Raw genomic sequence first — 25,623 nt, forward strand, 5'->3', positions numbered from 1 at the left:
ATTAATTTTCTAAAAACATTAAAGCACCAACGGTATTAAAACTTGTTTCGTCAATAAGGATTGCGTTTCCAGTCTTGTCATTATCTACAAAAGAATCAAAGAAAAGTGGCTGATTGGTGCGGATTGAAATCTGTGCAATATCGTTTAATTTGATATCTTCGGCAGGCGTAAATTCCCAATCGTTGACGTTCCATTTTTGGTTGATGGCTTGCACCTTTACGCGGACATTTCTAAAACGATGCTGTAAAATATAGGTTTTCCCCAATTGCAATGGCGCATTATCCAGCCAAGAAACCCAAGTGTTGATTTGATTCGATTCTTTCGGAAGCTCGTCAAATTTCACAACGGTGTCGCCACGGCTGATGTCAATATTGTCTTCAAAATGCAACACGACATTTTCGCCCGCTTTTACTTCTGAAACCGATTCTAAATTTATTTCAATCTTCACGATCGAAGTTTCGATATTCGCAGGAAGGATTTTTACTTTGTCGCCTACGTTGTATTTGCCACTCAAAACCAATCCGGCGTAACCTCTGTAATCGTGGTTTTCTTCATCTTTTGGACGAATAACCCACTGCACTTGAAATCTTGAAGCGAGATTTATGTTGCTTTTTGGTTCAATTTCTTCCAAAGTTTCTAAAAGCGCTTTTCCAGAATACCAAGGTGTTTGCGAAGATTTTGCTACGATATTATCTCCGGCCAAAGCACTTACAGGAATATAAACGATTTCGTCAAAAAGCAATTCGGTGCTAATTTTAGCAAAATCATTTTTGATATTCGTAAAAACTTCTTCGGAATAATTAATTAAATCAATTTTATTCACGGCAATAATGGCTTTTTTGATTCCCATTAAAGAACCAATGCTGGCGTGCCTTTTGGTTTGTACTGTAATTCCTTTTCGGGCATCTACAAGAATAATGATAAGGTCAGAATTGGAAGCTCCGGTAATCATATTTCGGGTATATTGCTCGTGGCCTGGCGCGTCGGCAATAATGAATTTTCTTTTCTTGGTAGAAAAATATTTATAAGCAACATCAATCGTAATTCCTTGTTCTCTTTCGGCTCTTAAACCGTCGGTAATTAAGGATAAATCAATGTCAACACCTTCTTGTTTGGTCTGTTTTTGCAACACGCCAAGTTGATCTGCGTGAATAGAATCGGAGTCATACAGCAATCTTCCGATCAAGGTGCTTTTTCCGTCATCAACATTTCCTGCTGTAATAAATCGTAATGTTTTCATAGTTTTCTTGGCTTTAAATTAAAAATATCCTTGTTTTTTTCGGTCTTCCATTGCGGCTTCTGAAAGTTGGTCGTCTAATCGTGTTTGACCTCTTTCACTGATTCTTGTTTGAAGAATATCTTCGATAATATCTTGAATCGTAGAAGCTTCTGACAGAACTGCAGCCGTACAAGTCATATCCCCAACCGTTCTATATCTTACTTTTTCTACCACGACGGTATCTGATTCTAAAGGCTGAATAAATTGAGAAGTTGCCACCAATTTGTCTTGGTGAACGATGCATTCCCTTTCGTGAGAAAAGTATAAATTAGGCAATTCGATATCATATTTTTGGATGTAATTCCAAACGTCTAATTCGGTCCAATTGCTGATTGGGAAAACACGAACGTTGTGTCCTTTCTGGGTTTTTCCGTTTAAAATATCCCACAATTCTGGGCGTTGCAATTTTGGATCCCATTGCCCAAAATCATCTCTCACAGAAAAAATTCGTTCTTTTGCACGCGCTTTCTCTTCATCACGACGCGCGCCTCCAATGCAAGCGTCAAACTCGTTTTCTTGAATGACATCTAACAAAGTGTAAGTCTGCAATGAATTTCTTGACGGAAAACGCCCGGCAGTTTCTTTTAAATTATATTTTTTGATGCTGTCTTCCACAGAACCAACAATTAGTTTTTCTCCGATTTTATTGGCTAAATAATCTCTGAAAGCAATGGCTTCTGGAAAATTATGACCGGTATCAATGTGTACCAAAGGAAACGGAAATTTCCCTGGGCGAAAGGCTTTTAATGCCAAATGCACCAAAACAATTGAGTCTTTTCCGCCAGAAAAAAGCAAGGCGGGTTTCTCAAATTGAGCGGCAGTTTCACGAAGAATGTAAATGGCTTCGTTTTCTAATTGGTCTAAGTAGTCTTTTGAGTTATTCATTTCGTGCTTAAAATTTTAAAATTATTTATGAAGACCGCATTCTTTTTTAGAATTGTCTTCCCACCACCAACGTCCCGCACGGAAATTTTCTCCGGCTTTAATCGCTCTGGTACAAGGCGCGCAACCGATGCTGATAAAACCTTGGTCGTGCAACGTGTTATAAGGAACGGCATTTTTTTTCAAATAATCCATTACATCTTCGGTCGTCCAATGCAATAGCGGATTGTATTTGAAAAGCTGTTGCTGTTCGTCCCATTGAAGCATTTCTAATGAATTTCTGTTATCTGATTGTTCGGCTCTTAAGCCTGTAATCCAGACTTTAGCGCCTTGCAACCCTTTTTGCAACGGAACCACTTTTCGTATTGAACAGCATTCTTTTCGCAATGCTACCGAAGTATAAAAAGGATTGATTCCGTTTTCATTCACAAAATTTTCTATGGCATCCGCATTTGGATAATAGCATTTTATTTTGCCACCATATTGAAGCAAAGTTTTGTCCCAAACGGCATACGTTTCAGGAAACAAGCGTCCTGTATCTAAAGTAAAAACCTCGATATTTTTTATTTTTTGGCTGAAAATTGCGTGCGAAATCACTTGGTCTTCAATACCGAAACTTGTTGAAAAAACTATTTTTTCCTCAAAATTTTCAGCAAGAAACCGAAGGCTTTCCTCTAAGCTTAGATTCGCTAAATTTTCTAAAACTGGACTATTCATTTTTTTGTTATTAAAAAAAGCCTGTTGACAATCGACAAGAGGCTTTGGTAGAACTAATTATATTGCAATACTATAATCCGACGGCTTCCTCTTGATGAAAGAAGACAGCACGTTTCGCTAAAAAATATTGCATTTAAAATCATACTTCTTGATGTTATAAATAAAAAATCCCCAATTTCTTGAGGAGATTTGTTATACTTTATATCATTCTATAAAATGGCAAAAGCAGACACTTACTCCTCGATTTTCGAACAGCAGATACAAGCTAAGTACTTATTTATAAGGTAATTATTCATTTTTTTTTATATAAAAAATGTTGAAGTAAACTTATAGCGTTTTTTCAATTTCTCAAACTTTATAAAAATCTATTAACAGCGAAATCAGAAATTATATTTTTTAAGTGTAAATTATTGAAGTATCTGTTTTTTTAGGCAAAAAAAACTTTAGGAAAGTTAAAGATTCACAATAAAGGTGGTTTAGAAATGTTAAAGAAGATATCATAAAAAAACCTTCAATTCAAAGCGAACAGAAGGTTTGTAGAAAATAGTGGAGAATATCGGATTCGAACCGACCACCTCTTGCCTGCCAGGCAAGCGCTCTAGCCAAATGAGCTAATCCCCCAAAAGTATTCCGCAAATAAAGTCATTTAATTTTCAAAAACCAAATAGCTGGCCTTGAAAATATTTTTCAAAACCGTAACTTTACGAACAAATAAATTTTTTATGATTACAGATAGAGAAAACGGATCACTTTACACCACTATACTTAATAAGATTGCCACTGTTGAATTCGGGCATCCGGCAAGCAATTCGTTTCCTAGCGAGTTGCTGGAAAGGTTGACAGATGAATTGAATGCTTTGAGTAAAAATGATGAAGTAAGTCTGATTGTTTTGAAAAGCCAAGGCGAAGGCGCGTTTTGTGCGGGTGCTTCTTTTGACGAATTACTTGCGGTTTCGACTTTAAAAGAAGGTGCAAAATTCTTCTCTGGATTCGCTAACGTAATAAACGCGATGCGAAAATGCTCTAAATTAATCATCGGAAGAATCCACGGAAAGGCGGTAGGAGGAGGCGTTGGCCTGGCTTCTGCCTGCGATTATGCTTTTGCAACAGTTGGCAGTTCGGTGAAATTATCTGAATTGGCAATCGGAATTGGGCCTTTTGTAATTGAACCAGCCGTTTCTCGAAAAGTAGGGAAAGGCGCTTTGGCAGAAATGACTTTGGCGGCCCACGAATGGAAAACGGCCTATTGGGCTCAAGAAAAAGGAATGTTTGCCAAGGTTTTTGAAACCACTGAAGAGTTAGATAAAGAATTAGAAATTTTTACTTCAAAATTAGCAAAGTACAATCCTGAAGCTTTGTCAGAGATGAAAAAAGTCCTTTGGGAAGGCACTGAAAAATGGGATGCTCTGTTAATGGAAAGAGCTGCGATTTCAGGGAAATTGGTTTTGTCAGATTTTACTAAAAATGCCCTGAACCAATTTAAAAAGTAACTAAATTTGTACCCAAATACAATAGAATGAGCAAAATCAGAATTACCAAGCAATTTAGTTTCGAAACCGGCCACGCACTTTACGGCTATGACGGAAAATGCAAAAATGTGCACGGTCACAGTTATAAGCTGTCGGTAACCGTTATTGGAAGCCCGATAACAGATGTAAATAATGTGAAATTTGGGATGGTGATTGATTTTACAGATTTGAAAAAAATCGTAAAAGAGGAAATTGTTGACAATTTTGACCATGCGACTGTTTTCAATAAAAATACGCCACACATTGAATTGGCAAAAGAATTGCAAAATCGTGATCATCACGTTATTTTAGTTGATTATCAGCCAACAAGTGAAAATATGGTGATTGATTTTGCTGCTAAAATAAAAAGCAGATTGCCAGAAAACATAAATTTACATTCACTAAGATTGCAAGAAACTGATACTTCTTTTGCAGAGTGGTTTCAAAGTGATAATTAGGCGTACTACTTTATTATATAGGGCTCACAAAGCCAATACGCAAAATTGTGAACTTAGAAACTTAGCATCTCAGAAACTTAAAAAATGAATCCACAGAAATTAAATAAATACGACAAAGCTTATTTGCGCATTGCAAAAGAGTGGAGCCGACTTTCATATTGCAACAGAAAACAAGTTGGCGCAATTATTGTTAAAGATAGAATGATAATTTCTGACGGATACAACGGTACGCCATCCGGATTTGAAAATTGCTGTGAGGGCGCTGACGGATTAACGCTTTGGTATGTACTTCATGCCGAAGCAAATGCGATTTTAAAAGTAGCTGGTTCTACACAATCTTGTGAAAAAGCGACATTATATATCACACTTTCACCTTGCAAGGAATGCAGTAAATTGATCCACCAATCTGGGATCAAAAGAGTGGTGTATCAAGACGGTTACAAAGACGAATCTGGAATTGAATTTTTAAAAGAAGCTGGTGTTGAGGTTGTGCATATCTCTGAAACCGAAATGAATGAAAAATAAGAAAATATTTTTGCCGATTGTTATTTTCACCGCTCTAGCTTTGGGAGTGGTTTTGGGTGGAATGCTTAATTTTCCAACCCAAGGCGTCGCTTTTTCTAAAACTAATCCCAAAAATAAATTAAACAAATTACTTGACTTTATCGACCGGGAATATGTCGATAATGTCAATACGGATTCGATTGTTGACTTGACTGTCACCGGAATTTTAGATAAACTGGATCCTCATTCCGTTTATATTGCCAAGAATGAGATGGAGGAAGTTTCGCAAAGTATGAAAGGCGATTTCGTGGGAATCGGGGTTAACTTTTATATGTACAATGATTCTGTAGCGGTCATAAAACCGGTGGAAGGCGGTCCTTCTGAAAAAGCAGGAATCAAATCGGGTGACCGAATTCTTTTCGCAAATAACTACAAACTTTTCGGTAAAAAAATTACAAACGATACGCTGTTTTCTAAATTAAAAGGAAGCGTAGGGTCAGAAGTCGAACTTACGATTTATCGAAAAAGTGAAAACAAAAAAATAAAAGTTAAGGTAAAACGGGATATTGTTCCGATAAAAAGCGTGGATGTTGCTGTGATGGTAAATCCCACGACGGGTTATATCAAGGTGAATCGTTTTGCTGAAACCACTTATGACGAATTCGAAAGCGGTTTGTTAAGCTTGAAAAAACAAGGTGCCAAGTCAATGATTATTGATGTTCGCGACAATGGCGGGGGTTATTTAGACAAGGCAATTGAAATGGCCGACGATTTCTTGAAAGACGACGCCCTTATCGTATTTACTAAAAACAAAAAAGGCAGGATCGACAGGACCTTTGCTACTAAGAATGGTAGTTTTGAAGACGGAAAAGTATACGTCTTGATTAATGAAAATAGTGCTTCTGCAAGCGAAATTTTGGCAGGAGCGATTCAAGATAACGACCGAGGTTTGATTGTTGGAAGACGCTCTTTTGGAAAAGGCTTGGTACAGCGAGAAATGCCTTTGGGCGATGGTTCTGCAGTGCGATTGACAGTTGCTCGATATTACACGCCAACCGGTCGTTCGATCCAAAAATCGTATGAAAAAGGAAGTGAAGAATATTTCAAGGAATTTGAAAAACGTTTTGATTCAGGGGAATTGTACAAATCAGACAGTATAAAAGTAGCCGATACTTTAAAATTCAAAACGCCAAAAGGGCGAATTGTTTATGGCGGAGGCGGTATCGTTCCTGATATTTTTGTGCCTTTGGAAGTAGAACACGGCGAGGAAAGCATTGCTTATTTAATGCAATCTGGTTTGGTGGGTTACTTCGCATTTGAGCAATTGGACAAAAACAGAAAAGAGTTTAAGGGATTGACATTTGCTCAGTTTCAAGAAAAAATGGACAACTCAGATGTCTATTTTCAAAGTTTCCAGAAATATTTGGTTAAAAATGCGGTGTTGTTGAATTTGAAACATACCAAAAATCTTGTAAAACGCTATCTCGCTGCTGAATTTGCAAGGCAGTTATACGGAGACGATAAATATTATGAAATCGTTCTGAAAGAAGATGCAATGATTAAAGCGGTTTTGGAAAATAAATAAAATTTTGAAGCCAGAAGTTTACGTATGAAAAATTATTTCATGAATCCAAGTGAATTTTTTGAAATTATTCTTTATTTCTAATGCTGTCATGGACTTGAGAATGTTTTCCTTCATTCCACAAAGTAAGAATATCTGTGGCAACAGAAGCGCCGCTTCCGGCGGCAATTGACAATTGGCTTCTCCAGCCTGCCAAAGTTCCGGCTACATAAATTCCTTCTGAAACTAAATGGTCTTCGTTCTGAAGTTGGATTCTGTTTTTCTCAACAATTACTTTTTTATGCGGAATCACATAATGCATCAATCCTTCAATGGCAAAAGTATTCGAAGCATTGACCGCCACAACAATCATTTTTGTCTGGTAAGAAGCTTTGTTGGTTACAACGGTAAAATTCGGGAATTCTCCCTCCACGCGAAGCACTTTTTCGTTAGAAATTTGTTCTACTTGAGGATAAAGTGTGTGTAATTGTTCGATGCTTTCTGACATGATTTCCGAGCCTAATTTTCCAGCCGGAATTCCGTAAGCATTGTTAAATAAAGCATCTTGAAGGTTTGATGCTTTTTGGTGTGTAAAAATCCCGACTTTTTTATCAGCTGCAAAAGCTTTATTTCCTGCAGAACCTAAGACCAATGCGCAGGACATTCCAGAAACGCCGCCACCAATGATTAAAACATCAAACATGATTACCTGTCTTTGGTTTTTTCTTCAATCATTTTTGACATTCTAAAAATTAAAAGAATGAAAATAGCACAAAAAGAAGCTGCAATGCCGATTAAGCCCACAACGCTATCGCCTTCAAAAAGATGGTCGAAGTCTAAAATTGTAATGTTAAATACGATTAATGCTAAAGCTAAAACTATTAATATGTAAGTAAAAATCTTCATTATAAGATGGGTTGTCTATTTATGAGACCGTGAAATTAATAAAATCTATTTTAGATGAAAAGCCCTTTAACATTGGCGCCAAATAATTTAACAGCAATGGCTAATAAAATCACCCCAAATATTTTTCGGATGACTCCAAGTCCGTTTTCACCAAGTAATTTCTCGATTTTCGCGGAAGACTTTAGAACGGCGAAAACTACAATTATATTTATGATTATCGCCATAATAATATTTATTTTTTCATATTCGGCACGAAGCGATAGAATTGTAGTCATCGTTCCGGCTCCAGCGATTAATGGAAAAGCAATGGGCACGATAGAAGCCGTGCTCGGATTGTCTTCTTTGTATAATCGAATGCCGAGAATCATCTCCAGTGCCAGAAAAAATAAGACAAACGAACCGGCCACGGCAAAAGAGCTGGCGTTGATTCCAATTAATTTTAAAATTTCTTCTCCAACAAAAAGAAAAGCGATCATGATCACACAGGCCACAATCGAAGCTTTTTCCGATTGAATGTAGCCGACTTTTGTACGTAAATCAACTATAATAGGAATACTTCCAACGATGTCAATTACTGCGAATAACACCATGCTTGCGGTAAAAATTTCTCTCCAGTCAAAGCCCATAATTACTGTTTTTTTGAAAGGCGCAAAATTATTTTATTTATGCGATAAATTAGCAAAGTATACGTTAAATTTTTACCTAGTAAAATACTGGAAATCTGATTATTGCGTTAATATCTAAATTCTCAATGCTAAATTCTCAAATCTCAAATCCAAATCGTATCTTTGCCGCATGTTTCAAATAGGAAAAACCATTGTCTCTGAAGACATATTAGAAAAGGAATTTGTATGCAATCTTTCAGCATGCAAAGGCGCTTGTTGCGTGGATGGAGATGCAGGTGCGCCATTAAATGAAGAGGAAACCAAAATCTTGAAAGCCATTTATCCAAAAGTGAAGCCCTTTCTTCGAAAAGAAGGAATTGCTGCGATTGAAGCGCAAGGTACTTGGGTAACCGGAACCGATGGCGAATTAGAAACACCGCTGATTGATGATAAAGATTGTGCTTACGTCATCTTTGACGGAAAAACCGCGCTTTGCGGAATTGAGCAAGCCTATAATCAAGGAATAATTGACTGGAAAAAACCAGTCTCGTGCCATTTGTATCCCATACGGATTAAAGATTTCTCAGAATTTGCAGCAGTAAATTATGATAAATGGGATATTTGTGACGATGCCTGTTCTTTAGGCAAAGAATTAGAAGTCCCGGTATATAAATTTGTAAAAGAAGCGCTTGTCAGACGCTTTGGTGAAGATTGGTATATGGAACTTGAAAAAGTGGCTGCGGAGTTAAAAAATCAATAAATTTTCTTAATCCTTTTTAAGGATTTACCCCTAATTAAAATCCTATAGTTTACGGGCAATTGCAAATATTTTATTTCGCAATTGCTTGTTTTTCAGCATTTTGTATTTTTTAAGAAAAAGAAGAATAAAAAAATGCTTTGTTCAAAACTATGCGCAATTGTGGATAAGTTTGAATTGTTTTGGCTTTTTTAAACCGTAAGAAATGCCAATCTTTGTATCTCTGAAATAACGAAAAATCCTTTTTCGCAACAATATAAAAGTCAATTGAATATGTCTGCAATAGAACCAATTTTACAAGAAAACAAGAACCGATTTGTCATTTTTCCAATCAAGCACCACGATATTTGGGACTGGTATAAAAAAATGGAGGCCAGTTTTTGGACAGCGGAAGAAATTGACTTGCACCAAGATTTGAACGACTGGAATAATAAATTGAGCGAAGATGAAAAATATTTCATCAAACATATTTTGGCGTTTTTTGCAGCTTCTGACGGAATCGTTAATGAAAATTTAGCGGAGAATTTCGTAAACGAAGTGCAATATGCAGAAGCAAAATTCTTTTACGGTTTCCAGATCATGATGGAAAATATCCATAGTGAAACCTATTCACTATTGATCGATACCTATGTGAAGGATGAAACTGAAAAAGACCAATTGTTCCGTGCTCTGGATGTTTTTCCAGCCATCAAGAAAAAAGCAGACTGGGCTTTAAAATGGATTGAATCTGACTCTTTTGCCGAAAGATTAATCGCTTTTGCAGCAGTAGAAGGAATTTTCTTTTCAGGAGCTTTCTGTTCTATCTTCTGGTTGAAAAAGCGCGGATTGATGCCAGGATTGACTTTTTCAAACGAATTGATTTCTCGTGACGAAGGCGTACACTGTGATTTTGCAGTGCATTTGCACAACCATCACTTGATCAATAAAGTTTCAAAAGAAAGAATCAAAGAGATTTTGGTGGATGCTCTTAATATCGAAAGAGAGTTTATTACTGAGTCGCTTCCGGCAAGCTTGATCGGAATGAATGCGACTTTGATGGCGCAATATTTAGAGTTCGTAACGGATAGATTGTTAGTGGAATTAGGATGCGAAAGAGTGTACAATTCTTCAAATCCGTTTGATTTTATGGATATGATTTCGTTGCAAGGAAAAACAAATTTCTTTGAAAAACGGGTTTCTGAATACCAAAAAGCGGGTGTCATGAACAGCGGATCTCAAGGTGACAGCGATTCTCAGAAAATTAGCTTTGACGCTGATTTTTAATAAGAAGCTGAAGCTCTGAGTTACAAAGCCTTTAAGTTTTCTTCTTAGAAAAAAAATAAAAAAATGAACGCACGTCAGTGCAAATGAAACAACACTCAAAATTCGAAAAATATGTATGTAGTAAAAAGAGACGGCAATAGAGAGCCAGTAATGTTTGATAAAATTACGGATAGAGTAAGTAAATTATGCTACGGATTAAACGATTTGGTTGATCCGGTTAAAGTGGCAATGCGTGTTATTGAAGGATTGTATGACGGAGTTACGACTTCTGAATTAGATAATCTTGCAGCAGAAACTGCAGCTTCAATGACGATTTCGCATCCAGACTATGCTCAATTGGCGGCCCGAATTGCAGTTTCGAATTTGCACAAGAATACCAAAAAATCGTTCTCAGAAACGATGCATGATATGTACCATTACATCAATCCAAGAACTGGAACTGCGGCTCCGTTATTGGCAGATGATGTTTTTGAAATTATTAAAAATAACGCACAAGAATTAGATTCAGTTATCATTTATAACAGAGATTTTAACTACGATTACTTCGGATTTAAAACATTAGAGCGTTCTTACTTGTTGAAAATCAACGGTAAAATCGTTGAAAGACCACAGCATATGTTGATGCGTGTTTCTGTTGGAATCCATAAAGAAGATATTGCTGCTGCGATCGAAACGTATGAATTGATGTCTAAAAAATTCTTTACGCACGCAACGCCAACACTTTTCAACGCAGGAACTCCAAAACCCCAGATGTCGTCTTGTTTCTTATTGACCATGAAAGATGACAGTATTGACGGGATTTACGATACATTAAAACAAACGGCAAAAATCTCGCAATCAGCGGGAGGAATCGGTTTGGCAATTCACAACGTGAGAGCCACAGGTTCCTACATCAGCGGTACAAACGGAACTTCAAACGGAATTGTTCCGATGTTGAGAGTTTATGATATGACGGCTCGTTATGTAGATCAGGGTGGTGGAAAACGTAAAGGTAGCTTTGCAATGTACATCGAACCTTGGCATGCCGATATTTTTGATTTCCTTGATTTGAGAAAAAATCACGGTAAAGAAGAAATGAGAACACGTGACTTGTTCCTTGGCATGTGGATTCCGGATTTGTTTATGAAACGTGTTCAAGAAGACACGACTTGGACATTGATGTGCCCTAACGAATGTCCAGGATTATCAGATGTTCATAGTGAAGAATTTGATGCGCTGTATTTGGGTTATGAAGCAGCAGGAAAAGGTAGAAAAACCATTAAAGCTAGAGAAATTTGGGAAAAAATTCTTGAATCTCAAATAGAAACGGGTCTTCCTTATATGTTGTATAAAGATGCAGCGAACAGAAAATCAAACCAAAAGAATTTAGGAACCATTCGTTCTTCAAATTTATGTACAGAAATCATCGAATTTACTTCGCCTGATGAAGTTGCAGTTTGTAATTTGGCTTCAATTTCATTGCCAATGTTCGTTGAAAATGGAAAATTTGATCACCAAAAATTATTCGATGTTACCAATCGAGTAACATTGAACTTGAATAAAGTAATTGACAGAAATTATTATCCTGTAAAAGAAGCAGAAAATTCTAACGTTCGCCACAGGCCGGTTGGTTTGGGAGTGCAAGGGTTGGCTGATGCGTTCATCTTGTTGAGAATGCCTTTCACAAGTGACGAAGCGAAAAAATTGAACCAAGAAATTTTTGAAACCCTTTATTTTGCGGCAGTTACCGCTTCGATGGAATTGTCAAAAATAGAAGGTCCTTATTCGACTTTCCAAGGTTCGCCGATTTCTCAAGGAGAATTTCAATACAACCTTTGGGGATTGAAAGACGAAGAACTTTCTGGCCGTTGGGATTGGGCTTCATTAAGAACAGAAGTGGTGAAACACGGTGTGAGAAACTCACTATTAGTGGCTCCAATGCCAACTGCTTCGACTTCTCAAATCCTTGGAAATAACGAAGCTTTTGAGCCTTACACTTCAAATATTTATACAAGAAGAACGCTTTCTGGAGAGTTCATCGTGGTAAACAAGCATTTATTAGAAGATTTAGTAGAGCTTGGAATCTGGAACGAATCGTTGAAACAAGAAATCATGCGCCACAACGGATCAGTTCAAAATATCGATGTAATTCCGGCGGATATCAAAGCATTGTACAAAACGGTTTGGGAAATGAGTATGAAAGACATCTTAGATATGTCACGCCAAAGAGGTTATTTCATTGACCAATCACAGTCGTTGAACTTGTTTATGGAAAATGCAAACTTCTCAAAACTGACTTCAATGCACTTTTATGCTTGGCAGTCAGGTTTGAAAACAGGAATGTATTATTTGAGAACAAAATCTGCGGTTGATGCGATTAAATTTACGTTAAACAACGATAAAAAGGCAGAACCGGTTTTGGTTGAAGCAGAAGTTGCTTCGGCGCCAGCTAAAAAATTAGCGCCCAATGTTTCTGCAGATGTAGAACCAATTGATGTGAATGATTTTAAAGCCATGTTGCAAAGAGCACAATCTGCTGAGCCAGATGATTGCGAAATGTGCGGGTCTTAATTTTTAGAACACAATCATATTAAAAAGAGCTGTTAATTGACAGCTCTTTTTTTATTTTTATTTGTAAATTTGACTTCTAAATCTTGATATTATGGATATTACAGTCGAGAAAGAAAATATTTTGCGGTGGATTAATAATTTGAAAGATGAAAAAATCATCGAAAAAATTCTTGATTTAAAGGAAGAAATTGAAATTTCAGATTTTGAAAATCAAATAATCCAAAAAGGACTAAAAGATATTGAACTCGGAAAAGTCTCTTCTCATAAAGAAGTGATGGAGCGTTTTTCAAAGAAATTTGAATCTAAATGAATGTAGTTTGGACGGAGAATTCTGAATATACCTTAAACGAAATCATTGAATATATTGAAGTGGATTTCGGTCTTTTAGTTGCGCAAGATTACTATTTTGATGTAATTTCAATGGTACATTCCATTAGCAGGAAGCCTGAAATTTTCTCCATCTGCCAACTGAAAACACAAGTTCGAAAAGCGGTTATAAATAAGAAAACCATTCTTTATTACAAAACATTTTCTGGCAATCTTTATTTGCTGGGATTTTACGATACCCGAAAAGAAATACATAAATTTTAAACAGCCGTCATTTTGATGGCTGTTTTTTTAAGCAATAGTTTTAGTCTCACTATATTTGCAAACAAATTACGGAAACCTTGAGCACTTTATATTTCAGAGACCGCGAAGATGTCGATTTAAAGGATGTTGTTTTTGAAAAATCAGTTTCAGAACAGATTGCTCAATTTTTGCGCGAGCATCAGTTTTCGGCCATTTTACAGCAGTATGAACTTCCGGTGGCAAATAAAATATTGCTGTTTGGAAAAACAGGCTGTGGCAAAACAATGACGGCAAAAGCAATTGCAAAAGCATTGGATAAAAATATTTTTATCATAAATCTGGCGTCGATTGTTTCTTCAAAATTGGGTGAAACGTCAAAAAATGTGCAAAGCATTTTTAAGGAAGCCAATTATGAAAACTCGGTGTTGTTTTTTGACGAATTTGATTCTTTGGGACAGATCCGGGATTACGACAACAAAGACAGCAGTGAAATGAAACGCGTTGTGAATGCGATTCTGCAATTGATTGACAACTTTCCGAAGAACTCAGTTTTGATTGCGGCAACAAACCAGATTCAGATGATTGACGAAGCCTTGGTCAGAAGATTTGAGTTGAAATTAGAATTTGAATCACCATCAAAAATGCTTCTTGAGGAATATTACAGCAAGTTATTGGCAAAGTTTCCGGTAAAATATCAAAATATAGAAAAGCAGTTTGATGTTTCTTTTTCAGAAGCAAAAGATGCGGTTTTTAAGCAGGTTAAGAATAATATAATTTTAGACGAATTAAGTAAATTACAATAAATAAAAACAAAATGGCAAAAGAAAATCAAAAAGGGGTTTACACAGGAATTATCGAAAAAGACGAAAACGGAAACTATTTTTGCGGTCCTTATCTTTTAGATTACCAGCAAGTGGAAGCAACTTTTAAAATTGGCGACGAAGTAAACTTGAAAACGGTTATCGAAAATCCAAGTGATAAAACCTACGAGAAATATCCAAAGAAATCAAAATTGTTCTTTCTTGCAAATAAAAAGGAATAGTTTTTATGGAATACAGAAGGTTAAAACCATTTGAATTTGATGATGAGATTTACGCAACAATGGGACAGCGTTTTGCCAACTACATCATTGATTACATCATTCAAATTATCATTGTCATTGGCATTTCTTTTGTTATCGCATTTGTTGCGATGCTGACAGGAAATGAGGCTGTTATTGCAAGAATGGAAGCGATCAATCAAATTGAAAAATATGCGCTCGGAGCGGTAATCGTGTTGGTGTATTATAATTTTTTTGAAATATTTTTCGCGCAATCTGTTGGTAAATTTATTACAAATACTATTGTTGTCAATGAAATGGGTGAAAAACCAACTACAAATGAAATATTGAATCGTTCGCTTTGTAGATTAATTCCGTTTGAGCAATTTTCTTTTTTGTTTATTCCAAATAAAGGCTGGCACGACAGTATTTCAAACACGTATGTTGTAAAAAAACAGGTTTTGGAAGAAAGAAAAAGAGCGCATAATTCACTGGAAGATATCGGTAAATCAGAAGAATAAATTCTAAATTAAAATCTTAAATCAAGCATCCAATGATGAACTGGGAACAACTTTTATCGTTAAAAAGACAAGGCGACAAAGGCAAGAGACTGCGAAAAGAGCAAGACGACACACGTCTTGGTTTTGAAGTAGATTATGACCGAATCATATTTTCTGCACCTTTCAGAAGCCTTCAAGATAAAACACAAGTTATCCCGCTTTCAAAAACTGATTTCGTGCACACCAGATTGACACACAGCTTGGAAGTTTCGGTTGTTGGACGTTCAATTGGAAGATTGGTTGGAAAAAAAATTATCGAAAAATACCCGCATTTAAAAGAAGTCCACGGGTATCAGCCGAATGATTTCGGAGCGATTGTGGCAGCGGCATCCTTGGCGCATGACATTGGGAATCCGCCATTTGGGCATTCGGGTGAAAAGGCTATCGGCGAATATTTCAAGATTGGAAACGGCAAGATATTCCAAGACCAGCTTTCTGAAAAAGAATGGCAAGACTTGATTGATTTCGAAGGAAATGCCAACGGGTTTTCACTCTTGTCAGCGACCCGCCCTGGAATTGAGGGCGGTTTAAGGCTTTCGTATGCCACTTTGGGAGCATTTATGAAATATCCGAAGGAATCGCTTCCGAAGAAACCAACGAAAAATATTGCCGATAAAAAATATGGTTTTTTTCAAACGGATAAAATATTCTTTGAAGAAGTGGCGAAAGAATTAGGGATGATTTCGAATAAAACCGGAAGTGATGTTGGTTTTGAAAGGCATCCGTTGGCATATTTGGTAGAAGCTGCCGATGATATCTGCTACACGATTATTGATTTTGAAGACGGAATAAATCTTGGTCTAGTATCTGAAGATTTTGCTCTGGAATATTTAATCAAGTTGGTAAAAGACAGCATTGATACGCCTAAATTCAATGCACTGACCACTAAAGAAGACCGAATCAGTTACTTGAGGGCGCTTGCCATTGGAAGCTTGATCAACGATGCAGTGAAGGTTTTTGTTGAAAATGAAGAACTGATCCTGCAAGGAAAGTTTCCGTATGCTTTAACCGAAAAAAGCAAATACACCGTTCAAATGAATGACATCATTGCCTTGAGCGTGAAAAACATTTACCAAAGCAGGGAAGTGATCGAAAAAGAAGTAGTGGGCTATCAAATCATCCAAACCTTGTTGGATAAATTCATCACGGCTTTCAACAATAAGTTCCATGGAGAAGCATCCAATTATGACAATCTATTGCTGAAAATGCTGCCTGAGAAGTTCCTTCATAATGACAAAGAAAGTCTGTATCACAGATTGCTTCATATTTGCCATTATGTGTCGCTTTTGACCGACGGAAATGCTTTAGAATTATTTAATACCATCAACGGAAGGAAGAAATTATAGTTTAAATGCTATAAATCAAGCCAACGCCCAGCATTTGTTTCAACTGAATTTTTGGGCCCACAATAACCTGTTCACCCGCAATTTCTTCTTTCGCTTTAATGTCGTCATCATAAATTACGTGCGTGTTTATGTTGGCGCGAACATATTTGTTTACGATAAAATCAAGTTGTAATTGCCAGTCAACATCAATGTTTCCAAAATTATTGATGTAGTCACTATACAGCGTTAATTTGTTTTCTAGCTTGATATTCTTGACGATTTCAGTTTTGTAATTGTTTGTGAATAAGAAACCAAGCTCTGTTCGTGAGTTTTTACCACTTCTTATTTTTCTACCAGTTAGTGGGTCATAAATAGCTTTATCAACCCCAAAAGCACCTTGGTCAGCCAATCTTTGGTCTAAAACCATGGTGTTCTTAAGTGTCAGGGGAGAAATATAGAGCTGTAAATTTTTCTTTTTATTGTTAAATTCAGCACCGACCCCAAGGAAAGTATAAGCTGGCGCAAAGGGTTTTGAAATCGCCAGTTCGGTATTTGGATACGCATAACCGCTCGTGAACTGGGTATTGAAATTAAATTTTGCAGAATGGTACCAATTTGAAGTTGTGTCTTTTCTATAGCCAAAAGTGGAAGTGAACTGCAATGCATCGTCCGTTTTTCGCAACTCAACGCCATCTTGTTTGCTGACGCCGTAGCGCATGATCAACTCATTGTTCCATTTTAGATTCCCGTTTTGATATTTTCTGGTGAAAGTTCCTTTAATAAGCCCTGAGATAGCGCTGTTTCCTCCAGCGTTCCAGTTAACGAAAGCAATTTCATTTAAATCAAATCCAATGATATTTTCACTTTTCCAATAAGAAACTACTTTTGGAATGATAATGCTGTCAGGTTTGTTTACTTTGATGGTGTCAACTGATTGTGCGAAAGAATTGGAAAAAAGGGAAAGAAATAATCCGAGAATAAAAAAATGTAACCTCATAGCATGCATATTATATTTTGGTTTTGCAAAAGTCTGCAATTTCAATAGCTTTCGAAAGTGTTTTTTAAACTTTTTGGATCGATTTTGCTATATTTTTGTAATTCTTCAACGGTACCCTGTTCTATAAATTCATCTGGAATCCCCAGTGTTTTTATAGGAATTAAATAGCCATTTGTTGAAGCAAACTCTATTATAGAACTGCCAAACCCACCTTTTATTGTGCCATTTTCTAATGTTATGATATTTTCAAAGGTTTTAAATATTTCATGAAGCAAATTTTCATCCAGCGGTTTTACAAATGAAAAGTCATAATGTGCAAAGTCATGCGGGTTTTTAATTTCCGCCAAAGCAGGAATGACATTTGTGCCAATAAACCCGTTGGAAAGTATCGCAATCCGACTTCCTTTTTTTAATAATTTGGCTTTGCCGATTTCTATTTTTTCAAAAGGTTTTTTCCAATCCATAATTTCACCTCGCCCTCTCGGGTAACGAATCGCAATCGGGTGGTTTAAGCCTAATTGTGCGGTGTACAAAATGTTTCGAAGCTCAATTTCATTCATTGGAGAATAAATAATCATATTCGGAATGCATCGCAGATACGCCAAATCAAAAACGCCGTGGTGTGTCGCACCGTCTTCGCCAACCAAACCGGCCCGGTCCAGACAAAAAATGACGGGAAGATTTTGCAACGCTACGTCGTGAATCAATTGATCATAAGCGCGTTGCAAAAATGTAGAGTAAATATTGCAATACACAATCATGCCTTGAGTCGCCATTCCGGCAGACAGAGTGACGGCGTGCTGTTCGGCAATTCCTACATCAAAAGCACGTTTTGGAAAAGCATCCATCATAAATTTTAACGAACTTCCCGAGGGCATGGCCGGAGTAATTCCTATAATTTTTTCATTTTTTCCGGCCAATTCTAAAAGGGTCAGCCCAAAAACATCCTGGAATTTAGGAGGGAGGTTTTCTTCTGATGTAAAGATGATTTCGCCTGTCAATTTATCAAATTTTCCCGGAGCGTGGTATTTTACTTGGTCTTTTTCAGCTTGTTCTAAACCTTTACCTTTGGTCGTAATTAGGTGTAAAAACTTAGGTCCTTTGGTGTTTTTTAAGCGACGCAATTCTTTAATTACGGCAAAAATATCGTGTCCGTCAATCGGTCCTGAATAATCAAAATTCAAGGATTTGATCATGTTGTTCTGGCGCGGATTTTTTCCTTCTTTTACCGAAGTAAGATAGTTTTTTAAAGCGCCAACACTTGGGTCAATCCCGATGGCGTTGTCGTTTAAAATCACCAATAAATTAGCATCGGTAACTCCTGCGTGGTTCAAGCCTTCAAACGCCATTCCTGAGGCAATCGAAGCATCGCCAACCACGGCAATATGATTTTTGTCTAAATTTCCGTTTAAATTAGAAGCAATCGCCATTCCCAAAGACGCTGAAATGGCGGTAGAAGAGTGGCCTACGCCAAAAGTATCATACTCACTTTCACTTCTTTTTGGGAAACCAGAAATACCGCCCAATTGGCGGTTGGTATCAAAATTATCTTTTCTTCCGGTCAAGATTTTATGTCCATACGCTTGATGGCCCACATCCCAAACCAATAAATCTTCGGGCGTGTTGAAAACATAATGCAACGCAATGGTCAACTCAACCACGCCAAGGCTTGCGCCAAGATGGCCTTCTTTAACCGAAACAATATCGATGATAAAATCACGCAATTCTCGGGCAAGCTGTGGCAAATCCTGTTCTGGAATTTGGCGCAAGTCAGTAGGAGAATTTATATTTTGGAGTAAATTTTTCGACATAAGGCAAAGGTACAATTTGAAATCGTATTTTTACACGCAACAAAGCGATTTCAGAAAAACCAAATTCATGAATTCTTGGCATTTATATGGAAAACATTTTCACCGACGAATATTTTATGAGGAAGGCTTTGCAAGAAGCACATTCGGCTTTTGACAAAGGCGAGATTCCTGTGGGTGCCATAATTGTTGTTGAAAATCGAGTGATTGCCAGAAGTCATAATTTGAGCGAAATGCTGAATGACGTTACCGCTCATGCCGAAATGCAATCCATCACAGCTGCTGCCAATTTCTTAGGCGGAAAATACCTTAAAAATTGCACTTTGTATGTCACTTTAGAACCGTGCCAAATGTGTGCCGGCGCTTTATATTGGAGCCAAATATCCAAAATTGTCTTTGGCGCGAGAGATGAACAACGCGGTTTTATGACTTTAGGAACCAAATTGCATCCCAAAACAGTTGTTGAATTTGGCGTTTTAGAAGAAGAAGCTTCGAGTTTGATGAAGCGATTTTTTGTGGAAAAACGTAAATAGGCGAACAATAACACAAGAAATTATATTAGTAAAAATTCTTACTAATAGTTTTAAAAATTAATCCTATATTTATTATAATAAAGAATGCTCTTCTTTAGTTATGGAACAAAAGTGGCTAGGTACTTTTGTTTTATGACCTTGACCTGCCTCTATTTACGTTCAAACTCAAACCCACCTTTTATGAAAACTCAAAAAGTACTGCTCTTGCTTTCCGTGTTTTTTTTCTTAAACGCCTGTAAAAAGTCTTCACCAGCAGATTTTGATTCTGATTTCTCTCAATATAAAGATTATGTCACGAGCTTTTCTTCGGGAACTATTTCTGCCAATGCGCCAATTCAAGTGGGTTTGGCATTTTCAAAAACCGAATGGAAACCGAACGAAAAATTAGGCAAAGATATTTTTGACATTTCGCCAAGTGTCGATGGAGAAGTAGTGATTTTGCCAAACAACATCATCGCTTTTCAGCCGAAGAAAAAGTTGAAGCAAAACGAGCAATATCAAGTAACGATGAATCTTTCGAAACTAGTTGATGTCCCGAAAAAGTTGTCTGAATTTAAATTTACGGTAAAAACAATTGCCCAAGATTTTAAAGCAGAAGTCCAAGACCTGCAATCGTACAGCAAGGAATCACAGTTTTTAAATATGATTTTAAAAACGGCTGATGATATGGATTTGGCTACCGCAAAAAAACTCGTTTCGGCAACACAAAACGGAAAAAAACTTGAAATAAAATTCAACGAAGCTGTAAAATCGGGGACGGAGTTTTCTTTTGTAATCGATAAAATCCAACGTGGAAATGAAGACAGTTCTGTGTTGATAAAATGGGATGGAGCCGATGAAGATATTGAACGAAAAGGGGAGCTAGAATTTGCCATTCCTGGTAAAGACAATTTTAAGATTGTGGATGTGAAAATTGGTGATGAAAACAACCAATCGGTTCATATTAATTTTTCAGATCCCATTAATAAAGACCAAAATTTTAGCGGACTGGTAGCTCTTGAAACGGCTAATAATTTAAGATACGGCGTTGACGGAAACGTTTTAAAAGTATTTTCAGATATTGCTTTAGACGGAAAATTATTGTTAGAAGTCTTTCAAGGAATTGAAAACACCGACGGCTTTAAAATGAAAGAAGGATATGCCGCAAAAATCACTTTTGAGCAGATAAAACCCGAAGTTCGTTTTGTGAAAAGCGGTACTATTTTGCCAAGTTCCAATAATTTAAAAGTCAATTTTGAAGCCGCCAATTTGAAAAAAGTAGATGTAAAAGTCTATCGCATTTTTGAAAATAATGTGCTTCAGTTCTTGCAAGACAATCAGCTGAATGGCAATTATGATTTGCGAAAAGTGTCGCTACCGATTGCCAAAAAAACTTTAGAATTGACTGCGAATAAATTGGCTAACTATAAAAAATGGAATACCTATTCGATCGATTTATCCATCTTGATCAAGCCAGAACAAGGCGCGATTTACCGCGTGGAAATGACCATCAAAAAGTCATATTCGCTTTATAAATGTGATGCTTCCAGGGAAGACGAACCTGAAGAAGTTGAAGAAGAGGGAGATTTTGATGAAATGTCTGGATATGATTCGTATGATTATGACTATTACGACTATGATTACAACTGGAATGAACGCGATAATCCGTGTGACCGATCGTTTTATTCCAATAAAAAAATTGCCACTAATATTTTAGCAACCGACTTAGGTGTAATTGCAAAACGGGGTGAAAACAACTCCTATTTCTTTGCCGTAAATAATATTGTAACAACAGAACCGGTTTCTGAAGCAACAATTGATTTGTACAATTACCAAAAGCAAAAACTGACTTCAGTAACCACAGATGGAGACGGAACGGTTCATTTGACATTGGATAAAAAAGCCTTTTTTGCCATAATTAAAAAAGACAATAACACGACATACGTTAAACTTGACGACGGAAATTCACAATCTGTCAGCAGTTTTAATGTCGATGGCGAATCGTTGCAAAAAGGTTTAAAAGGATTTATTTATGGCGAAAGAGGCGTTTGGCGTCCGGGCGATACCATTTATTTGTCGTTTTTATTGAATGATAAATCGAGCCGATTGCCAAATACGCATCCGATAAAATTGAAATTGACCGATCCAAACGGAAAAATAGTATATCAAAAAGTACAGCAGTATTCAGATTTAAACCATTATCGTTTTGCGTTTAACACGCAACAAAATGCACCAACCGGAAATTATGAAGCCGTAGTTTCTGTCGGAGGCGCGCGATTTTACAAATCTGTAAAAATTGAAACGATCAAGCCAAATCGCTTGCGGATCAAAAATGGTTTTGACGGAAAAACGCTTTCTGCATTCCATCCAAACGATGCGAGGGTCAGCGTTTCTTGGCTTCACGGCGCTATTGCAAAAGACTTGAAGTTAGAAATGCAGGCAAAATTTACAGCACAGAAAACAGAATTTAAAAATTATAGTAAATATGTCTTTGATGATCCAGCGCGAAAATTTTCTACGGAAGAAGTAAATATTTATTCTGGAAAAATTGATGAAACGGGTCAAGCAAATGTCAGCATCCAACCCAAATTGCAATCGCAAGCACCGGGAATGTTGAAAGCCACATTTATTACAAAAGCCTATGAAAATGGAGGCGATTTTAGTACGGATGTCATCACGGCAACGTATTCTCCGTTTGAAACTTATGTGGGTGTAAAAAAACCAGAACCAAACAAATATGGAATGCTTGAAACCGGAAAAAGCAATGCTTTTGATATTATTACGGTTGATGAAAATGGTCGTCCAAAAGCCGTAAGAAATCTGGAAGTTCGAGTGTACAAAGTTAATTGGCGCTGGTGGTGGGATGCTTCGGATGATTTGTCAAATTACAGTTCTTCCTCTACAAATACGCCGTTTTATTCGCAATCGGTAAACACGGATGGTTCCGGAAAAGCGCGTTTCCAATTTTCTGCGGATGAAGACGAGTGGGGAAGATATTTGGTACGAGTTACGGATCCAAACGGAGGCCATTCTTCTGGTGAAACCGTGATGATTGATTGGCCTTACTGGTCAGGAAAAACAAGAAATACAACAGGGCAAGAAGCTAAAATGCTGGTTTTTTCTTCGGATAAAGAAAAATATAATGTGGGCGAAAAAGCAATCGTTTCGTTTCCGTCAAGCGAAGGAAGCCGTGCTTTGATTTCATTAGAAAGCGGTTCGCAGGTGGTGCAGACGCTTTGGACAAAAACCAAAAAAGGCGAAACGCAAGTTGAAATCGAAATTACTGAAAAAATGGCGCCAAATGTGTTCATTCACATTACGCTCCTACAACCGCACGCGTCCACGAAAAATGATTCGCCGATTCGTTTGTACGGAATTATTCCGATTGAAGTAGTCGATAAAAATACGGTTTTAGAGCCTCAAATTGTAATGCCAGATGTGCTGAAACCAGAACTGAAAACCACAATAAAAGTCAGCGAAAAATCAGGAAAAGCAATGACGTACACCCTTGCAATAGTAGACGAAGGGTTGCTTGACTTAACCCGATTTAAAACACCAAATGCATGGAATAGTTTTTATGCCAAAGAAGCTTTGGGTGTTAAAACTTGGGATGTTTATGACGATGTTATCGGAGCGTACGGCGGAAAAGTCAACCAGATTTTCAGCATTGGTGGGGACGAAGATTTAGGTGGAGGCCAAACTAAAAAAGCCAATCGTTTTAAACCTGTGGTCATTTATCTCGGGCCATTTTCATTGCCAAAAGGGCAGACAAAAGCGCATACCGTTACCATTCCAAAATATGTGGGTTCTGTCAGAACGATGGTTATTGCTGGAAACGCGGAAGCAAGCGCTTATGGAAGTGTGGAAAAAGCAACTCCGGTCAGAAATCCGTTGATGATTCTGGCTTCGTTACCACGAAAAGTATCTCCGGGCGAAAAAGTGACGTTGCCAGTGACTGTTTTTGCTATGGAAAAACACGTAAAAAATGTATCGTTGCAAATCAAAACTAACAATGGTTTCAGGGTAATTTCTTCTTCAAAACAGTCAATGTCAATTGTAAATCCAGATGAGAAAATTGCTTATTTTGATTTGGAAGTTGGCGCTATCACCGGAATCGGAAAAGTAACCGTTCTCGCTACTTCTGGAAATGAAAAAGCCAGTTTTGATGTAGAATTGGATGTGGTAAATCCAAATCCGGTAACTCAGCATTACAAAGAATTGGTTTTGGAACCCAACAGTTCAGGAACAATAAATTGGGAAGCTTTTGGCGTGGTCGGAACCAATAAAGCGAAATTAGAAGTTTCAGCTTTTCCTTCAATGGATTTCAACAAGCGTCTGGATTATCTTATTCAATATCCGCACGGCTGTTTGGAACAAACGACTTCGGGTGTCTTTCCGCAATTATATTTGGCCGATATTGCCGATATTGATGCTAATAGGAAAGCAAAAATCCAGAAAAATGTAACGGCAGGAATCCAAAAATTAGCGCAGTTTCAAGTCGCAAACGGCGGTTTCGCTTATTGGCAAGGACAGCAAAATCCTGATGATTGGAGCACTTCTTATGTCGGGCATTTTTTGATTGAAGCCGAAAGAAAAGGATATGCGCTTCCGGCAAATGTCAAAAAACAGTGGATTTCTTATCAGTCTAAAAATGCAAAACAATGGCGTTATTATGAAGCCTATCATAATGATTTTGCGCAAGCATACCGACTTTACACTTTGGCTTTAGCCGGCGCTCCAGATTTATCTTCGATGAACAGGTTGCGTGAAACCTCTGGAATTTCTAATGAAACCAAATTGAGATTGGCCGCCGCTTATGCATTATCCGGCCAAAAAAATGTCGGTTTGGCATTATTGAACCAAAGCACGATTGATGGCGAACAAGAATATGGCTATTACTATTATTATGGTTCAAGCGATAGAAACCGTGCGATGGCTTTGGAAACTTTATTGTTGTTAGGCAAAAAAAGTGAAGCATTTGCAATGGCAAATAAATTGGCGAAAAGTATGTCTTCAAACCAATGGATGTCAACGCAGACCAGTGCCTATTGTTTGTATTCTATGTCTAAATTTGCAGGCCAAAACGGTACAAAAGGCATCGATGTAACGTTTACAAGCAAAGGAAAATCAGAAGCCATAAAAACCGCCAAAACTTTTGCAGACAGGACATTACAAGTTTCGGCTGGCAGAAATGCGGTGACCATTAAAAACAATAAAAACACGACTTTATATGTTAAAGTAATTTCAAGCGGTATTCTTCCGATCGGTCAAGAACAGACTGAACAGCGAGGATTGGCAACTGATATCGTCTTTAAAGACCGAAAAGGAAATACGATAAATGTGGCTTCACTTTCGCAAGGAACCGAATTTGTTGCCGAAGTTACCGTTGCCAATATGAAAGGCGAACGCGTTGAAAATGTGGCATTGACGCAGATTATTCCATCAGGTTGGGAAATTGTCAACACGCGTTTCACCGATTACGGCAGTTTTGCTGACAATAAAGTCGATTACACCGATATTCGCGACGACCGAACTAATTTTTATTTTGAGCTAAAATCCAATGAAACCAAGACGTTCAGGATACTTTTAAACGCATCATATCTTGGTAAATATTACCTTCCGGGCGTGCAATGCGAAGCAATGTATGACAATTCTTATTTTGCAAGAACGCAAGGAAAATGGGTAGATGTAGTGAAGTAATATTAATTTGAAGCGAAAAGCTTGGGCTTTTTCAGCCATCCATTTTCCCGCTGTTCAGCACTATCTTTCTTTTTTTAAAGAAAAAAAAGAAAGGGTAGTCACTGACATCGGGGCTATTTGAG

Annotated in this window: 23 protein-coding genes and 1 tRNA gene; 15 read left to right on the forward strand and 9 right to left on the reverse strand. The window is 37.3% G+C overall.

Features of this window, described 5'->3' with window-relative positions:
• Position 1: 1 nt before the first annotated feature.
• The 4 genes from EG849_RS07345 to EG849_RS07360 form a co-directional block, all read right to left on the reverse strand.
• Positions 2-1,240, reverse strand: coding sequence for a sulfate adenylyltransferase subunit 1 (locus EG849_RS07345; protein ID WP_125012433.1), 1,239 nt, complete (start codon positions 1,238-1,240; stop codon positions 2-4).
• 18 nt (positions 1,241-1,258) lie between these two features.
• Positions 1,259-2,164, reverse strand: coding sequence for a sulfate adenylyltransferase subunit CysD (gene cysD / locus EG849_RS07350; RefSeq protein ID WP_125012434.1), 906 nt, complete (start codon positions 2,162-2,164; stop codon positions 1,259-1,261).
• Between the two features lie 21 nt (positions 2,165-2,185).
• Entirely contained in the window at positions 2,186-2,878 is a 693-nt protein-coding gene (locus tag EG849_RS07355; protein WP_125012435.1) for a phosphoadenylyl-sulfate reductase, read from the reverse strand.
• A 547-nt stretch (positions 2,879-3,425) separates the two neighbouring features.
• Positions 3,426-3,499, reverse strand: a tRNA-Ala gene (locus tag EG849_RS07360).
• Between the two features lie 101 nt (positions 3,500-3,600).
• Here EG849_RS07360 and EG849_RS07365 point away from each other — a divergent pair.
• The 4 genes from EG849_RS07365 (at position 3,601) to EG849_RS07380 (ending at position 6,933) form a co-directional block, all read left to right on the forward strand.
• Complete coding sequence (locus EG849_RS07365) at positions 3,601-4,368, forward strand: enoyl-CoA hydratase/isomerase family protein (protein ID WP_125012436.1); 768 nt, start codon at positions 3,601-3,603, stop codon at positions 4,366-4,368.
• A 26-nt stretch (positions 4,369-4,394) separates the two neighbouring features.
• A complete protein-coding gene (locus EG849_RS07370; RefSeq protein ID WP_125012437.1) occupies positions 4,395-4,844 on the forward strand; it encodes a 6-pyruvoyl trahydropterin synthase family protein in 450 nt (149 codons plus the stop codon).
• A gap of 84 nt (positions 4,845-4,928) precedes the next feature.
• Positions 4,929-5,369: a deoxycytidylate deaminase gene (locus EG849_RS07375; RefSeq protein ID WP_125012438.1), complete on the forward strand. Its 441-nt coding sequence runs from the start codon at positions 4,929-4,931 to the stop codon at positions 5,367-5,369.
• The gene (locus EG849_RS07380; protein WP_125012439.1) at positions 5,359-6,933 is read left to right on the forward strand and encodes a S41 family peptidase; all 1,575 of its coding nucleotides are present in this window, start codon (positions 5,359-5,361) and stop codon (positions 6,931-6,933) included. The genes EG849_RS07375 and EG849_RS07380 overlap by 11 nt, the downstream gene beginning before the upstream one ends.
• A gap of 64 nt (positions 6,934-6,997) precedes the next feature.
• Here EG849_RS07380 and EG849_RS07385 read toward each other — a convergent pair whose 3' ends face one another.
• From EG849_RS07385 to EG849_RS07395, 3 genes are read right to left on the reverse strand one after another with little or no spacing between them, the layout of a single operon-like run.
• A complete protein-coding gene (locus EG849_RS07385) occupies positions 6,998-7,612 on the reverse strand; it encodes an FAD-dependent oxidoreductase (protein WP_125012440.1) in 615 nt (204 codons plus the stop codon).
• Positions 7,613-7,614: 2 nt separating this feature from the next.
• Positions 7,615-7,815, reverse strand: a complete 201-nt coding sequence (locus EG849_RS07390; protein WP_125012441.1) for a hypothetical protein — start codon at positions 7,813-7,815, stop codon at positions 7,615-7,617.
• Positions 7,816-7,865: 50 nt separating this feature from the next.
• Complete coding sequence (locus EG849_RS07395; RefSeq protein ID WP_125012442.1) at positions 7,866-8,441, reverse strand: MarC family protein; 576 nt, start codon at positions 8,439-8,441, stop codon at positions 7,866-7,868.
• A 169-nt stretch (positions 8,442-8,610) separates the two neighbouring features.
• Between EG849_RS07395 and EG849_RS07400 the strand changes: the two genes are divergently transcribed.
• The 9 genes from EG849_RS07400 (at position 8,611) to dgt (ending at position 16,505) form a co-directional block, all read left to right on the forward strand.
• Positions 8,611-9,180 (forward strand): DUF3109 family protein, encoded by a 570-nt coding sequence (locus tag EG849_RS07400; RefSeq protein ID WP_125012443.1) that lies wholly within the window; start codon positions 8,611-8,613, stop codon positions 9,178-9,180.
• Between the two features lie 270 nt (positions 9,181-9,450).
• Positions 9,451-10,440 carry a ribonucleotide-diphosphate reductase subunit beta gene (locus tag EG849_RS07405; protein WP_125012444.1) on the forward strand — a complete coding sequence of 330 codons (990 nt, stop codon included), beginning with the start codon at positions 9,451-9,453 and terminating at the stop codon, positions 10,438-10,440.
• A gap of 111 nt (positions 10,441-10,551) precedes the next feature.
• Positions 10,552-12,990 (forward strand): ribonucleoside-diphosphate reductase subunit alpha, encoded by a 2,439-nt coding sequence (locus EG849_RS07410; protein WP_125012445.1) that lies wholly within the window; start codon positions 10,552-10,554, stop codon positions 12,988-12,990.
• 91 nt (positions 12,991-13,081) lie between these two features.
• Complete coding sequence (locus EG849_RS07415) at positions 13,082-13,300, forward strand: hypothetical protein (protein WP_125012446.1); 219 nt, start codon at positions 13,082-13,084, stop codon at positions 13,298-13,300.
• Positions 13,297-13,581: a type II toxin-antitoxin system RelE/ParE family toxin gene (locus EG849_RS07420; RefSeq protein ID WP_125012447.1), complete on the forward strand. Its 285-nt coding sequence runs from the start codon at positions 13,297-13,299 to the stop codon at positions 13,579-13,581. The genes EG849_RS07415 and EG849_RS07420 overlap by 4 nt, the downstream gene beginning before the upstream one ends.
• Positions 13,582-13,658: 77 nt before the next feature.
• Positions 13,659-14,363 (forward strand): AAA family ATPase, encoded by a 705-nt coding sequence (locus EG849_RS07425; protein WP_125012448.1) that lies wholly within the window; start codon positions 13,659-13,661, stop codon positions 14,361-14,363.
• 11 nt (positions 14,364-14,374) lie between these two features.
• Complete coding sequence (locus EG849_RS07430) at positions 14,375-14,602, forward strand: hypothetical protein (RefSeq protein WP_125012449.1); 228 nt, start codon at positions 14,375-14,377, stop codon at positions 14,600-14,602.
• A 5-nt stretch (positions 14,603-14,607) separates the two neighbouring features.
• Positions 14,608-15,120, forward strand: a complete 513-nt coding sequence (locus EG849_RS07435; protein ID WP_125012450.1) for an RDD family protein — start codon at positions 14,608-14,610, stop codon at positions 15,118-15,120.
• 35 nt (positions 15,121-15,155) lie between these two features.
• On the forward strand, positions 15,156-16,505 hold the full coding sequence (gene dgt / locus EG849_RS07440; RefSeq protein WP_125012560.1) for a dGTP triphosphohydrolase: 1,350 nt from the start codon (positions 15,156-15,158) through the stop codon (positions 16,503-16,505).
• A gap of 1 nt (position 16,506) precedes the next feature.
• Here dgt and EG849_RS07445 read toward each other — a convergent pair whose 3' ends face one another.
• Positions 16,507-17,481 carry a DUF3078 domain-containing protein gene (locus EG849_RS07445; protein WP_125012451.1) on the reverse strand — a complete coding sequence of 325 codons (975 nt, stop codon included), beginning with the start codon at positions 17,479-17,481 and terminating at the stop codon, positions 16,507-16,509.
• Positions 17,482-17,522: 41 nt separating this feature from the next.
• On the reverse strand, positions 17,523-19,292 hold the full coding sequence (locus tag EG849_RS07450) for a 1-deoxy-D-xylulose-5-phosphate synthase (protein ID WP_125012452.1): 1,770 nt from the start codon (positions 19,290-19,292) through the stop codon (positions 17,523-17,525).
• An 86-nt stretch (positions 19,293-19,378) separates the two neighbouring features.
• Here EG849_RS07450 and EG849_RS07455 point away from each other — a divergent pair, with 86 nt between their 5' ends.
• Positions 19,379-19,822 (forward strand): nucleoside deaminase, encoded by a 444-nt coding sequence (locus EG849_RS07455; RefSeq protein WP_125012453.1) that lies wholly within the window; start codon positions 19,379-19,381, stop codon positions 19,820-19,822.
• 180 nt (positions 19,823-20,002) lie between these two features.
• A complete protein-coding gene (locus EG849_RS07460) occupies positions 20,003-25,501 on the forward strand; it encodes an alpha-2-macroglobulin family protein (protein ID WP_125012454.1) in 5,499 nt (1,832 codons plus the stop codon).
• The last annotated feature ends 122 nt before the right edge of the window (positions 25,502-25,623 follow it).

Origin of the sequence: Flavobacterium macacae, assembly GCF_003865365.1 — a bacterium.
GTDB classification, from domain to species: Bacteria; Bacteroidota; Bacteroidia; order Flavobacteriales; family Flavobacteriaceae; genus Flavobacterium; species Flavobacterium macacae.

Coding starts and splice junctions, on each gene's coding strand:
- dgt (WP_125012560.1), top strand. CDS start 15,156: ATGAACTGGGAACAACTTTTATCGTTAAAAAGACAAGGCGACAAAGGC.
- EG849_RS07365 (WP_125012436.1), top strand. CDS start 3,601: ATGATTACAGATAGAGAAAACGGATCACTTTACACCACTATACTTAAT.
- EG849_RS07460 (WP_125012454.1), top strand. CDS start 20,003: ATGAAAACTCAAAAAGTACTGCTCTTGCTTTCCGTGTTTTTTTTCTTA.
- EG849_RS07445 (WP_125012451.1), bottom strand. CDS start 17,481: ATGAGGTTACATTTTTTTATTCTCGGATTATTTCTTTCCCTTTTTTCC.
- EG849_RS07450 (WP_125012452.1), bottom strand. CDS start 19,292: ATGTCGAAAAATTTACTCCAAAATATAAATTCTCCTACTGACTTGCGC.
- EG849_RS07415 (WP_125012446.1), top strand. CDS start 13,082: ATGGATATTACAGTCGAGAAAGAAAATATTTTGCGGTGGATTAATAAT.
- EG849_RS07395 (WP_125012442.1), bottom strand. CDS start 8,441: ATGGGCTTTGACTGGAGAGAAATTTTTACCGCAAGCATGGTGTTATTC.
- EG849_RS07430 (WP_125012449.1), top strand. CDS start 14,375: ATGGCAAAAGAAAATCAAAAAGGGGTTTACACAGGAATTATCGAAAAA.
- EG849_RS07405 (WP_125012444.1), top strand. CDS start 9,451: ATGTCTGCAATAGAACCAATTTTACAAGAAAACAAGAACCGATTTGTC.
- EG849_RS07420 (WP_125012447.1), top strand. CDS start 13,297: ATGAATGTAGTTTGGACGGAGAATTCTGAATATACCTTAAACGAAATC.
- cysD (WP_125012434.1), bottom strand. CDS start 2,164: ATGAATAACTCAAAAGACTACTTAGACCAATTAGAAAACGAAGCCATT.
- EG849_RS07390 (WP_125012441.1), bottom strand. CDS start 7,815: ATGAAGATTTTTACTTACATATTAATAGTTTTAGCTTTAGCATTAATC.
- EG849_RS07355 (WP_125012435.1), bottom strand. CDS start 2,878: ATGAATAGTCCAGTTTTAGAAAATTTAGCGAATCTAAGCTTAGAGGAA.
- EG849_RS07400 (WP_125012443.1), top strand. CDS start 8,611: ATGTTTCAAATAGGAAAAACCATTGTCTCTGAAGACATATTAGAAAAG.
- EG849_RS07375 (WP_125012438.1), top strand. CDS start 4,929: ATGAATCCACAGAAATTAAATAAATACGACAAAGCTTATTTGCGCATT.
- EG849_RS07385 (WP_125012440.1), bottom strand. CDS start 7,612: ATGTTTGATGTTTTAATCATTGGTGGCGGCGTTTCTGGAATGTCCTGC.
- EG849_RS07410 (WP_125012445.1), top strand. CDS start 10,552: ATGTATGTAGTAAAAAGAGACGGCAATAGAGAGCCAGTAATGTTTGAT.
- EG849_RS07370 (WP_125012437.1), top strand. CDS start 4,395: ATGAGCAAAATCAGAATTACCAAGCAATTTAGTTTCGAAACCGGCCAC.
- EG849_RS07380 (WP_125012439.1), top strand. CDS start 5,359: ATGAAAAATAAGAAAATATTTTTGCCGATTGTTATTTTCACCGCTCTA.
- EG849_RS07345 (WP_125012433.1), bottom strand. CDS start 1,240: ATGAAAACATTACGATTTATTACAGCAGGAAATGTTGATGACGGAAAA.
- EG849_RS07435 (WP_125012450.1), top strand. CDS start 14,608: ATGGAATACAGAAGGTTAAAACCATTTGAATTTGATGATGAGATTTAC.
- EG849_RS07455 (WP_125012453.1), top strand. CDS start 19,379: ATGGAAAACATTTTCACCGACGAATATTTTATGAGGAAGGCTTTGCAA.